Origin of the sequence: Pseudomonas khavaziana (assembly GCF_036704165.1) — a bacterium.
Lineage (GTDB): Bacteria > Pseudomonadota > Gammaproteobacteria > Pseudomonadales > Pseudomonadaceae > Aquipseudomonas > Aquipseudomonas khavaziana.
Genome location: NZ_CP129946.1, coordinates 4,210,832 through 4,223,235 on the forward strand (window position 1 = coordinate 4,210,832; position 12,404 = coordinate 4,223,235).

Annotated in this window: 11 protein-coding genes; 7 read left to right on the forward strand and 4 right to left on the reverse strand. The window is 62.7% G+C overall.

Annotated elements, in window-relative coordinates; genetic code table 11:
* The first annotated feature begins 65 nt into the window (after positions 1-65).
* Genes QYQ93_RS18540 through QYQ93_RS18555 form a run of 4 tightly spaced genes read left to right on the forward strand, consistent with a single transcriptional unit; the run spans position 66 to position 2,813 of the window.
* Complete coding sequence (locus QYQ93_RS18540; RefSeq protein ID WP_043048763.1) at positions 66-767, forward strand: ABC transporter permease; 702 nt, start codon at positions 66-68, stop codon at positions 765-767.
* The gene (locus QYQ93_RS18545; protein ID WP_043048764.1) at positions 764-1,477 is read left to right on the forward strand and encodes an ABC transporter permease; all 714 of its coding nucleotides are present in this window, start codon (positions 764-766) and stop codon (positions 1,475-1,477) included. Before QYQ93_RS18540 ends, QYQ93_RS18545 begins: the two co-directional genes overlap by 4 nt.
* A gap of 3 nt (positions 1,478-1,480) precedes the next feature.
* Complete coding sequence (locus QYQ93_RS18550; RefSeq protein ID WP_338475218.1) at positions 1,481-2,311, forward strand: ABC transporter ATP-binding protein; 831 nt, start codon at positions 1,481-1,483, stop codon at positions 2,309-2,311.
* A gap of 4 nt (positions 2,312-2,315) precedes the next feature.
* Positions 2,316-2,813: an Lrp/AsnC family transcriptional regulator gene (locus tag QYQ93_RS18555; protein ID WP_043048767.1), complete on the forward strand. Its 498-nt coding sequence runs from the start codon at positions 2,316-2,318 to the stop codon at positions 2,811-2,813.
* A 512-nt stretch (positions 2,814-3,325) separates the two neighbouring features.
* On the opposite strand, the gene QYQ93_RS18560 is transcribed toward QYQ93_RS18555, so the two are convergent.
* The 4 genes from QYQ93_RS18560 to QYQ93_RS18575 form a co-directional block, all read right to left on the reverse strand.
* Positions 3,326-4,207: a TIGR03915 family putative DNA repair protein gene (locus tag QYQ93_RS18560; RefSeq protein WP_338475219.1), complete on the reverse strand. Its 882-nt coding sequence runs from the start codon at positions 4,205-4,207 to the stop codon at positions 3,326-3,328.
* The gene (locus QYQ93_RS18565; RefSeq protein ID WP_043048769.1) at positions 4,204-5,424 is read right to left on the reverse strand and encodes a putative DNA modification/repair radical SAM protein; all 1,221 of its coding nucleotides are present in this window, start codon (positions 5,422-5,424) and stop codon (positions 4,204-4,206) included. The genes QYQ93_RS18560 and QYQ93_RS18565 overlap by 4 nt, the downstream gene beginning before the upstream one ends.
* A gap of 174 nt (positions 5,425-5,598) precedes the next feature.
* Positions 5,599-6,936, reverse strand: a complete 1,338-nt coding sequence (locus tag QYQ93_RS18570) for a lysine N(6)-hydroxylase/L-ornithine N(5)-oxygenase family protein (protein WP_338475220.1) — start codon at positions 6,934-6,936, stop codon at positions 5,599-5,601.
* 121 nt (positions 6,937-7,057) lie between these two features.
* Entirely contained in the window at positions 7,058-7,540 is a 483-nt protein-coding gene (locus QYQ93_RS18575; protein ID WP_043048772.1) for a sigma-70 family RNA polymerase sigma factor, read from the reverse strand.
* Between the two features lie 255 nt (positions 7,541-7,795).
* Between QYQ93_RS18575 and QYQ93_RS18580 the strand changes: the two genes are divergently transcribed.
* From QYQ93_RS18580 to QYQ93_RS18590, 3 genes are read left to right on the forward strand one after another with little or no spacing between them, the layout of a single operon-like run.
* Complete coding sequence (locus QYQ93_RS18580; protein ID WP_043048773.1) at positions 7,796-8,965, forward strand: efflux RND transporter periplasmic adaptor subunit; 1,170 nt, start codon at positions 7,796-7,798, stop codon at positions 8,963-8,965.
* Between the two features lies 1 nt (position 8,966).
* A complete protein-coding gene (locus tag QYQ93_RS18585; protein WP_043048796.1) occupies positions 8,967-10,937 on the forward strand; it encodes a MacB family efflux pump subunit in 1,971 nt (656 codons plus the stop codon).
* Positions 10,930-12,342 (forward strand): efflux transporter outer membrane subunit, encoded by a 1,413-nt coding sequence (locus QYQ93_RS18590; RefSeq protein WP_338475221.1) that lies wholly within the window; start codon positions 10,930-10,932, stop codon positions 12,340-12,342. The genes QYQ93_RS18585 and QYQ93_RS18590 overlap by 8 nt, the downstream gene beginning before the upstream one ends.
* Positions 12,343-12,404: the final 62 nt, after the last annotated feature.

Here is a 12,404-nt window from a genome sequence, read left to right on the forward strand (position 1 = left end):
GCAAGCCCCCTCCCACACAGGTCGGTTCCCGCAGAGATTGTGTGTGCCTTTTAGAGATCTTGCCCATGAACGAACTCTTCAACCTGCAAGGCTACGGCCCGATGCTGGCACAGGGTGCCTGGATGACGCTCAAGCTGGCCTTCCTGGCCCTGGCCCTAAGCCTCACCTTGGGCCTGATCGCCGCCGGCGCCAAGCTTTCCAGCGCCAGATGGCTGCGCGTACCGGCCACGTTGTACACCACGCTGATCCGCAGCGTGCCGGACCTGGTACTGATCCTGCTGATCTTCTACAGCCTGCAACTGTGGCTCAATGACCTGACCGAAGTGTTCGGCTGGGAATATTTCGAAATTGACCCCTTTACCGCCGGGGTGATCACCCTGGGATTTATCTACGGCGCGTATTTCACCGAGAACTTCCGCGGCGCGATCCTCAGTGTGCCGGCAGGCCAATTGGAAGCCGCTACCGCCTATGGCCTGAGCCGCTGGCAGCGCTTTCACCTGGTGCTGTTCCCGCAACTGATGCGCTTTGCCCTGCCAGGCCTTGGCAATAACTGGCTGGTGCTGCTCAAGTCCACGGCGCTGGTATCGATCATCGGCCTGTCAGACCTGGTCAAGGCCGCGCAGAACGCCGGCAAGTCCACCAGCGAGCCGCTTTACTTCCTGATCCTCGCGGGGCTGGTGTACCTGGTGATTACCACCCTCTCCAACCGCATCTTCAAGCGCCTGGAACGGCGCTATAACCTGGGCATCAAGGGGATGGCGCGATGATCGAACTGTTCCAGCAATACGGCATGGCCTACCTGTTCAGCGATGGCGCGGGGTTGTCCGGTGTGGCCATGACCTTGTGGCTGTTCATTATCTCGGTGGTGCTGGGCTTTGGCCTGTCGATCCCCCTGGCGTTGGCACGCGTCTCAGAGCATTTCTGGCTGCGCTGGCCGGTGGAGCTCTACACCTACCTGTTCCGTGGCACGCCGCTGTATATCCAATTGCTGATTTGCTACACCGGGCTGTACAGCCTGGAGGTGGTGCAGGACAACGCCCTGCTCAACCAGTTTTTCCGCAATGCGCTGAACTGCACGCTGTTGGCGTTTGTGCTCAACACCTGCGCCTACACCGTGGAAATCTTCGCAGGGGCAATCCGCAACATTCCCCATGGCGAGATCGAGGCGGCGCGCGCCTATGGCCTGCACGGCTGGCGGCTGAACCTGTATGTGGTGGTACCCGCCGCCTTGCGTCGAGCGCTGCCGGCCTACAGCAATGAAATGATCCTGATGCTGCACGCCACCTCGCTGGCGTTCACCGCCACGGTTGCCGACATCCTCAAGGTCGCGCGCGACGCAAATGCCGAGACATTCCTGACCTTCCAGGCCTTCGGCATCGCCGCCCTGCTCTACATGCTGCTGTCCTTTGCACTGGTGGGCCTGTTTCGACTGGCCGAACGTCGCTGGATGCGTTTTCTTGTTCCTACCCGAGGCTAACCCATGAATCAGTCCGCGCAGGCCCTGGCCACTTATCCGGTGGATGTACCCGTGACCAACGCTGCAACTGCCGCGATCAAGCTGCAAGTCGAAGGCATCCATAAACGCTACGGCGAACATGAAGTGCTCAAGGGCGTATCCCTCAATGCGCGCCAGGGCGATGTGATCAGCCTGATCGGCGCCAGCGGCTCGGGCAAGAGCACCATGCTGCGTTGCATCAACTTTCTCGAACAGCCGGACGCCGGGGTGATCACCCTGGATGGCATCAGCATCCAGATGCAGCCAGGCCGCGCCGGCAGCCGCGCGCCGCATCAGGCGCAACTGCAAAACCTGCGCACGCGCCTGGCCATGGTGTTCCAGCACTTCAACCTGTGGAGCCACATGACCGTGCTGGAAAACATCACCATGGCCCCGCGCCGGGTGCTGGACGTGAGCGCCGCCGAGGCGGAAAAACGCGCACGCCTGTACCTGGACAAGGTTGGCCTGCCAAGCCGCGTGGCGGACCAATACCCGGCGTTCCTGTCCGGTGGCCAGCAGCAGCGCGTGGCGATTGCCCGGGCGTTGGCAATGGAGCCGGAGATCATCCTGTTCGATGAGCCGACCTCTGCCCTCGACCCAGAACTTGTAGGAGAAGTCCTCAAAGTCATACAGACGTTGGCCGAGGAAGGTCGTACCATGCTGATGGTCACCCACGAAATGGGCTTTGCCCGCCAGGTGTCCAGCCAAGTGCTGTTCTTGCATCAGGGTCGGGTCGAGGAACACGGCGGCGCCGAGATCCTCGACCATCCCAACAGCGAACGCTTGCAGCAATTTCTTTCCAACCGTTTGAAGTGAACCCATGGATACCAAGGCCAACGGACCCCATTCTTCCCCTGCGCTGGATCGCATCGACGAGGCAATCATCGACGTGCTGCGGCACCAGGGGCGTATCACCTACGAAAGGCTCTCATCGCTGGTGCACCTCACCCCAAGGCCCTGCCTGGAGCGGGTGCGCAAGCTGGAGCGACGCGGGGTGATCCGTGGGTATGGAGCGATCATCGACGTGCAGATGGTCTCGCCGGGGCTGTCGCTGCTGGTGCTGGTGGCCTTGTCCAACCAGAGCGGGCGTTCGGCGCAAAAGGCCTTCGAAGCCTGTGTGAAGGCCTGCCCGCAGGTGTTCGAATGCCAACTGATCAGCGGGCCATTCGACTACAGCCTGCGCATGCGCTGCCGGGACATGGAACATTACCGGGTGCTGACCGAGACCTGGTTGAATAATGATGAGTTGCACATTGATAAGTTGGTGGCGCATCCGGAGTTGGCAGTAGTCAAGAACACTGCCACTGAACTGGCCTGATCCAGCTGGCTTGTGTGGGAGCTGGCTTGCCTGCGATGGCGGCCTGACAGCCGACATCTATCTACCTGACACCTTGCGATCAAACTGTGGGAGCGGGCTTGCTCGCGAAGGCGGCCTGACAGGCGACACAGTTGGATTGTGTACATATCCATTGCTGCGGTAACGGCCACTTAGGGTTCCGCTCTGACAGCGGGTCACTTTTGGAAAAGAGCCCCAAAAGTAACCAAAAGGGCTCTTGCCCCACCACTCGGCACCTCGCTTTGGCTCGGTGTGCCCGTAATCCGCCAGTGATTTGGGGGCCGCCGCCACGCGCCATCCATGGCGCGGGGCGGCTAAACCGGCATCCCTGCCGGTTTACCCCCCAAATCCCTGTTGAATTCCGGCCAGCGTGGTTTAACGGGGCGCCTAAGATCAAGATCAAAAGCAGATCAAGAGCGACTCGCTTCGCATCGTGGTTACCTTTGGGCGCTACAGCGTTGTGTAGATGCCTATGTGCGATAGCGGTGCATCAGTCACCCCACATCTGGCTGCTCGACCGCTATCGCAGGCAAGCCAGCTCCCACATTGATCGGGTTTGCAATTCTTTTGCCTGGCTTGGCCCCCACCCACTTCGCCTGCCCATCCTTCTGCTTGCCCGTGCGCGCCTCGCTGATCAACCCGGGAATCAACCTGCCCTCCGGCAGATTCTTCCAGAATCGGCTGGGCAAGTGCCCCTCCATCACCTTGGGGTTCAACCGCGCCGGGTTGAAGATGTGGCTGTAGTAGGTCAGCCACATGGCGCTGTGGGGATCTTCGACATTCTGTGCCAGTAGCTGCCAGGCCTCGGGGCACCTGCGCTGATGAATCAGTTGCTCGCCGTCGTAATAAACCCCGTCCAGGGGTGTGGCGATCATCCAGCGATGGCAGCCCATGCGCCCGATGAAATGCTGGCTGGCGCTTTTGAGAATGTCGTGGGCCGGTTCATGCCAGGCCACGTACTCCGGCAGTTCCGGCCCTGCCTCGGCCGGCAGCGCGATGAAGCGCACAAACGCGTGCAAGTGGTGGGCTTCCCGGCTGACCTGCTTGATGCGCCGCTGCAACTCGCTGCCCAACTTGTCCCCCGCCAGCATCGCGGTGCGATCTCCATGGCTGACCCGCCACAGCACTTCGTACAACAGGCTCCAACGCTGATCGCCGTGGTAACAGGCGGCCGACTCCAGCAGTTCCAGCAACGTCTTGGGAATCCGTGCCTGGAACGGCCCCAGCCCTGGCGGGATCGGCTCATCAGTGGCGAACAGGTCTGCCGCCTGCACCTCGCCCCAACTCACCTGGCTGGGGTCGACCTGATGGCTGAGCAGCCAGCGCGCCTGTTCGCGCCAAGTGCTGAACAGGTTGTCGCATTCCAGGCTGATCATCCCCACAACCCCATCTGTTGTGGCTGCGGGCGGTCGCGCAATTGCTCGCGCAACAACACACTGGTGCTGTCGGCCTGTTGCGGGTGGTAGTCGCTGGTGATGAAAAACGGCTTGGCCTTGGCCAGCACGCAGCGCATGCGTGCGAGGTCTTCGAAGCGGATCTTGCGTTCGCGGCGCAGGTCCACCAGGCGCTGGGTGGTGCGCAGGCCGATGCCGGGAATACGCGCAATCAGGGTCGGCTCGGCGCGGTTCAGGTCCAGCGGGAACACCTCTCGGTGCTCAAGGGCCCAGGCCAGCTTGGGGTCGATGTCCAGGGCCAGGTGGCCGGGGCCTGTAAACAGTTCGTTGGCGCTGAAACCGTAGCTGCGCAGGAGGAAATCGGCCTGGTACAAGCGGTGTTCGCGCATCAGCGGCGGCGCGGCCAAGGGTACGCTTTTCGGGCTGTTGGGGATGGGGCTGAACGCCGAGTAATACACGCGGCGCAGCTTGAAATTGCCATACAACGCCTCGGCACCGTGGAGGATGGTGCTGTCATCGGTGTCGTCGGCGCCAACGATCATCTGCGTGCTCTGCCCGGCCGGGGCGAAACGCGGGGCACGGGGTTCGTTCAGCACCGTCTGCTCGCCGGTGTAGATGGTCTGCATGGCCTGCTTGATCGAGACGATCTGTTTCTCCGGCGCCAGGGTTTGCAGGCTGGCGTCGGTGGGCAGTTCGATATTGACGCTGAGGCGGTCGGCATAGCGCCCGGCCTCGGCGATCAGCGCCGGGTCGGCCTCGGGGATGGTCTTGAGGTGGATATAGCCACGAAAGTCATGCTCTTCGCGCAGCAGCTTGGCCACCCGCACCAGTTGCTCCATGGTGTAGTCGGCCGAACGGATGATGCCGGAACTGAGGAACAGCCCGCTGACGCAGTTGCGCTTGTAGAAATCCAGGGTCAGGGTCACCACCTCTTCCGGGCTGAAACGCGCACGAGGCACGTCGCTGGAACGGCGATTGACGCAGTATTGGCAGTCGTACAGGCAGAAGTTGGTGAGCAACACCTTGAGCAACGACACGCAGCGCCCGTCGGGTGTGTAGCTGTGACAGATGCCCATGCCATCGGTGGAACCCAGCCCCGCCTTGCCCTCGGAACTGCGCTTGGGCGCGCCACTGCTGGCGCAGGACGCGTCGTACTTGGCGGCATCGGCGAGGATGCTGAGTTTTTCGATCAACTGCATGGCGGGCTACCGATACTGGTTTTTTGTACAGTATCAATAGCCACACATTGTCACAAGTGCCGTCTGTAGGAGCGAGCTTGCTCGCGAAGACCGCAAGAGCGCCGCGTTAATCCAGACAGGACGCGTTATCGTTGACGTTCTTCGCGAGCAAGCTCGCTCCTACAGAGGGGCCGCTCAGCTGGCGGTGGCCAGCAGCAGGTCCTGCACCGAACGGCCCTTGTCATGGTTTCGATCGTTCTCATACAACGACGCGGCAATCTCATCGGCGCGAATCGGCAGCACCGACAGCAAGGTATCGCTCAAGCCATGGCTGGCCTGGCTGAAGCCCTGGATGTAGATGCCGGCCTTGCAGCGCTCGTCGGTGACGATGCGGTAGTCGCGGGCCACTTCGAAATCGCCCATATAGGCCTGCAGCGGCGCCAACAATTCGCGGTGCATCTGGCGCTCGTAGCCGGTGGCCAGGATCACCGCGTCGTAATGGTTGAGGCTGGTTTCGCCGGTGGCGTTGTTGCGCAGCACCAGTTCGACGCCCAGCGGGCCGGCGGTAGCTTTCTCCACCACGGTCATGGTGCGGAATGCCTGGCGGGCGATGCCGGAGACTTTCTGGCGGTAGAAAATCCCGTAGATGCGCTCGATGAGGTCCAGGTCCACCACCGAATAGTTGGTATTGCGGTACTCGGCAACCAGGCGCTCGCGCTCTGCACCGACTTGCTGGAACACCAGGTCGGTGAAGGCCGGCGAAAACACTTCGTTGACGAACGGGCTGTCATCGGCCGGCTTGAGTGCCGAGCCGCGCAGGATCATATCGACCTGCACCGACGGGAAGCTGTCATTGAGGTCGATAAACGCTTCAGCCGCGCTCTGGCCGCCGCCGATCACCGCAATGCGCATGGCCCTGCCGTTCACGCAGGGCTGGCTGGCCATGCGTTCCAGGTAGTGGGAATGGTGGAACACGCGGGTATCGTCCTTGAGCGCCTTGAACGCCTCGGGAATCCGCGGCGTGCCGCCGGCGCTGACCACTACCGAGCGGGTGGTGCGCACATGCTGCTCGCCCTGGGCATCGCGGGAGATCACCCGCAACGCCTCGACCTGCTGCTGGTGCAGGATCGGCTCGATGGCCAGCACTTCCTCACCGTAGCTGGCTTGTGCCTGGAACTGTCCCGCAACCCAGCGCAGGTAGTCGTTGTACTCCATCCGGCACGGATAGAAGGTGCCCATGTTGATGAAGTCCACCAGGCGGTCATGGGCCTTGAGGTAATTGACGAAGGAATATGGGCTGGTGGGATTGCGCAGGGTTACCAGATCCTTGAGGAAGGAAATCTGCAGTTCACTCTGGGTCACCAGGGTGTTGCCGTGCCAGCGGTAGTCGGCTTGCTTGTCGAGAAACAGCACGTCCAGCTTGCCCTGGGCTTTTTCACGTTCCTGCAGGGCGATGGCCAGCGCCAGGTTCGAGGGGCCGAAACCTATCCCGATCAGGTCATGAACCTCGGGCGAAGCAATTACCTGTGTCATTCCAGTGTCCTCTGGATAAGCCCCTTGGCGGTGGGGGCGGGAATACCTTTCATGGCCTGAACAACCGGCCGTGTGTTGATAGGAAACGAGGACAGTGAAATAAAATTTAACCAACAGCTGATCAGTGCGCTTCCCACTCGCGCATGCGCACCCGGCAATGCTTCATCGCGTTGACGATGTGTTTTTCCACCAGACTGCGGGAAATGCCCAGGCGCGCGGCGATCTGCAGGTGGGACAAGCCTTCGAGCTTGCGCAGCAGGAAGCTGTCGCGACAGGCGGCCGGCAACTCGGCCAGGGCGCGTTCGAGCATCTCCAGGCGTTGGCGCTGGTCGTGGCTGGTGTGGGGCGAACAAGGGGCGAAACGTTCTTCGCTGTCCAGCACCTCAAGGGGTTCGCACTGACGCAGGGCATTGCGTCGATGGCCGTCAATCACCAGGTTCAAGGCCGTGCGATAAAGAAACGCACGGGGCTGCTCGATCGGGGTATCGCTGGCGCGCTCCAGCACCCGCACATAAGCGTCATGCACCACATCTTCGGCCACCTGACGGTTGCCCAGCTTGGCGTTGAGGAAACACACCAGCTCGCGATAGTAGTTTTCCAACATGACTCCTGGCCCCATGGCCGTGGTACTGACGATGCCCGTCCGTGCAGGAACGAGCCCATCGATGATGGCAGTTTGAGTGCGTGCAATTTATAGTAATTCTCATCTACTTTTAAAGAAGTCTTGCATCAACGCAGGTTTTTTTTCTCCGCAGACCTGTTTCTGCGTGTGTAACAGCCTAAATCCCCGGGGCTTTTTCTCGTTTAACTGTCAGCTTTGCGCAACTGCGCCCCGATCTTTCCTGGCTGGAACCTACCCATGAAACGCCCTCGACCTGCCCGACGCGCCCTGCTAGCGGTAGCGTGCCTGATTCCCATCGTTGCGTTCGCCACCTGGCAGGGCCTGGCACCGGGCCGCGACGCCCTGGCGACCGTCACCGTGACCCGTGGCGATATCGAAAACAGCGTCACCGCCCTGGGCACCCTGCAACCGCGACGGTATGTGGATGTCGGCGCCCAGGCCTCCGGGCAGATCCGCAAGATCCATGTCGAGGCCGGCGACCAGGTCAAGGAAGGCCAGTTGCTGGTGGAGATCGACCCCTCGACGCAACAAGCCAAGCTCGACGCCAGCCGCTACGCCATCGAAAACCTCGAGGCCCAATTGCAGGAGCAAAAAGCCCAGCACGCGTTGGCCCGCCAGAAGTATCAGCGCCAGCAGCGCCTGAGCGCCGGTAATGCCACTCGCGAAGAAGATGTGCAGACCGCCCAGGCCGAACTCAGCGCGACCCAGGCCCGGGTCGACATGTTCCAGGCCCAGATCCGCCAGGCCCGGGCCAGCCTGCGCAGCGATGAGGCCGAATTGGGTTACACGCGCATCTATGCACCGATGACCGGCACCGTGGTGGCCGTGGATGCGCGGGTCGGCCAGACCCTCAACGCACAACAGCAAACCCCGCTGATCCTGCGCATCGCCAAGCTGTCGCCGATGACCGTATGGGCCGAAGTCTCCGAAGCCGATATCGGCCACGTCAAACCCGGCATGCGCGCGTATTTCACCACGTTGAGCGGCGGCAGCCGGCGCTGGGCCAGCACCGTGCGCCAGATCCTGCCGATCCCGCCCAAGCCCCTGAACGAAACCCAGGGCAGCGGCAGCCCGAGCAGCTCCGGCAAGAGCGGGACCGGCCGAGTGGTGCTGTACACCGTGCTGCTGGACGTGGACAACGCCGATAACGCGCTGATGGCGGAAATGACCACCCAGGTATTTTTCGTCGCCGGCCAAGTCAAGGACACCCTGACCGTGCCTGTCGCCGCCCTGCAGGGCACGCCCGGCGCAGACACCCAAATCGCCCGGGTCGTGGCGAAAAACGGCGCCATCGAGGAGCGCAAAGTACGCCTGGGTATCAGCGACCGCCTGCGCATCGAGGTGCTCGAGGGTCTCAATGAGGGCGATCACCTGCTGATCGGCCCGTCCGACAGCAGTGGGGGTTGACGTGGCCACGCCGCTGATCGAACTCAAGCACATCTGCAAATCCTACGGCGGCGGCGACAGCCCGCAGGTCGACGTGTTGCGCGGCATCGACCTGGCGATCCATGCCGGGGAATTCGTCGCCATTGTCGGTGCCTCCGGTTCCGGCAAGTCGACGCTGATGAATATCCTTGGCTGCCTCGACCGCCCGACGGAAGGCGACTACCTGTTCGCCGGGGAAAACGTCGCCCATCTGGGCAGCGACGAGTTGGCCTGGCTGCGCCGTGAAGCCTTCGGGTTTGTGTTCCAGGGCTACCATTTGATTCCCTCAGGCTCAGCCCAGGAAAACGTCGAAATGCCGGCGATCTATGCCGGCATCAGCGCTGCCCAACGGCAGGCCCGCGCCAATGCCCTGCTCACCCGCCTGGGGCTGGCTGAACGCACCGGCAATCGCCCGCACCAGCTTTCCGGTGGGCAACAGCAACGGGTATCCATCGCCCGTGCCCTGATGAACGGCGGCCATATCATCCTCGCCGACGAACCCACCGGCGCCCTCGACAGCCACAGCGGCGCCGAGGTCATGACCCTGCTCGACGAACTGGCGGGCCAGGGCCATGTGGTCATCCTGATCACCCACGACCGCGAAGTGGCGGCGCGGGCCAACCGTATCATCGAGATCCGCGACGGCCAGATCATCAGCGACTCGGCCGACACCTGCACGGTCAAGCCAGCCCTGGCGGCCGGCGCCCTGCATGCCGTGGACCTGCGCCAGCGGCTGGCCGACGGCGCCGAGCACAACGGTGCATGGAAGGCCGAGTTGCTGGACGCGGTGCAAGCCGCCTGGCGAGTGATGTGGGTCAACCGCTTCCGCACCGCCCTGACCTTGCTGGGGATCATCATCGGCGTGGCGTCGGTGGTGGTGATGCTGGCAGTGGGCGAAGGCAGCAAGCGCCAGGTCATGGCGCAGATGGGCGCGTTCGGCTCCAATATCATCTACCTCAGCGGTTCTTCGCCCAACCCGCGTACGCCATCGGGTATCGTGACCCTCAAGGATGTCGAGGCCCTGGCTGCGTTGCCCCAGGTCAAGCGCATCATGCCGGTCAACGGCGCCGAAGCCGGCGTGCGCTTCGCCAATGTCGACTACATGGCCTACGTGGGTGGCAACGACACCAACTTCCCGCACCTCTTCAACTGGCCGGTGGTCGAGGGCAGCTACTTCACCGAGGCCGACGAACAGGCTGCCGCCACGGTCGCAGTGATCGGTGCGCGCATCCGTCAGAAACTGTTCAAGGACGTGCCCAACCCGATCGGCCAGTACATTCTGATCGAGAATGTGCCGTTCCAGGTGATCGGCGTGCTCGCGGAAAAAGGCGCAAGCTCCGGCGACAAGGACAGTGACGACCGTATCGCCATTCCCTATAGCGCCGCCAGTGTTCGCCTGTTCGGCAGCTATAACCCCGAATACGTGGTGATTGGCACCACCGATGCGCGCAACGTGCATGAAGCCGAAGTGGCGATCGACCAGCTGATGTTGAAGCTGCACAACGGCAAGCGCGACTACGAGCTGACCAACAACGCCGCGATGATCCAGGCCGAAGCGCGGACCCAGAACTCACTGTCGTTGATGCTCGGCTCGATTGCCGCGATTTCCTTGCTGGTAGGCGGTATCGGCGTGATGAACATCATGCTGATGACCGTGCGTGAGCGCACCCGCGAAATCGGCATTCGCATGGCCACCGGCGCGCGGCAGCGCGACATCCTGCGCCAATTTCTCACCGAGGCGGTGATGCTCTCGGTGGTCGGCGGCCTGTTCGGTATCGCCCTGGCGTTGCTGGTCGGCGGCGTGCTGGTGCTGGCCGAAGTGGCGGTACAGTTTTCCCTGGTGGCCGTGTTCGGCGCATTTGGCTGTGCACTGGTCACCGGCGTCGTATTCGGCTTTATGCCGGCCCGTAAAGCTGCCCGGCTCGATCCGGTTAAGGCGTTGACCAGTGAATAATCGATCCATTCCCGCGCAGCTGTCAGCGTTCAGCCTGTGCCTGTTGCTCAGTGCCTGTACCGGCAACCCGCCCACACTCGACAGCGGCATTGCCCCGCCCGCCGCCTGGCAATACGCCGAACGCGCGGCGACCCAGGCCACCAACCAGCGCTGGTGGATGCAGTTTGGCAGCCCGGCGCTGAACCGCCTGATCGAGCAGGCCCGGCGCGACAGTTTCGACGTGGCTGCCGCCATGGCCCGGGTGCGGCAGGCCCAGGCCACGGCAGTGATCGCCGGCGCGCCGCTGTTGCCGGAGGTGAAATTCAACCTCGCCAGCAGTCACCAGAGGCTGCTGCGCGGCCAGGGCGGGCCGGACCTGGACGCCTCGCAAAGCGACGAAACGGTGAATAATTTCGGCGCCAACTTCAGCGCCAGCTATGAAGTGGACTTCTGGGGTGGCCGCGCTGCCGCCCGCGACAGCGCACTCTACAGCCTGCGCGCCAGTGAGTCGGACCAGGCCACTGTGGAGCTGACCTTACTCAGCAATGTGGCCGACCGCTATGCGCAAACCCTCGCCGCAAGCCAGCGCCAACAGATTGCCGAACTCAACCTGGCCAATGCGCGCAACGTCCTCGACCTGGTACAGACCCGCTATGACGCAGGCTCTGCCACCGCCCTGGAGCTGGCCCAGCAGAAAAGCCTGGTGGCCGGCCAGCAACGGCAATTGCCGCTGATCCAACAGCTGGCCGAAGAAGCGCGGATCACCCTCGCCGCCCTCCTCGGCCAGCCGGTGCAGGCCCTCGACCTGGGCAGTGAAGCCTTCCAGACGCTCACCTGGCCAGCCATAGGCCCGGGCGTACCGAGCCAACTGCTGAGCCGCCGGCCCGACCTGGCCAAGGCCGAAGCCGAACTGGCCGCTGCCCAGGCGGATGTCAGCGTGGCCCGTGCCGCCATGCTGCCCGCCGTGACCCTCGGCGCCACGCTCGGCTCCGACGCCTACAAGGCAGGGCAAATCCTGCGCAGCCCCTACTACACCCTGACCGCCGGCCTGGTCGCCCCCATCTTCAACAACGGCCGTTTAAGCGCAGAGCGCGACAAGGCTCGCGCGCGCCAGGATGAGCTGCTGCAAACCTACCGCGCAGCGATCATCAACGGCTTTGCCGATGTAGAGAAAGCCCTCAGCAGCATCACCCGCCTGGACCAGCAACGCCAATGGCAGAGCCAAGAGCTGCAACACGCGCAGGCGGCCTTCCAGATCGCGCAAAGCCGCTATGAGGCCGGGGCCGAGGGCTTGCTCACGGTGCTGGAGACCCAACGCACCCTGTACGCCGCCCAAGACTTGAATGTGCAATTGCGCCTCTCGCGCTTGCAGGCCGGCATCGCCCTGTACAAGGCATTAGGGGGGGGGTGGAACACCGAAAGCTGATAAACAAACTCTTATTTCATACACGAGTTGTTTCTTCACCTTACATTTTCCAACTCGAGGTC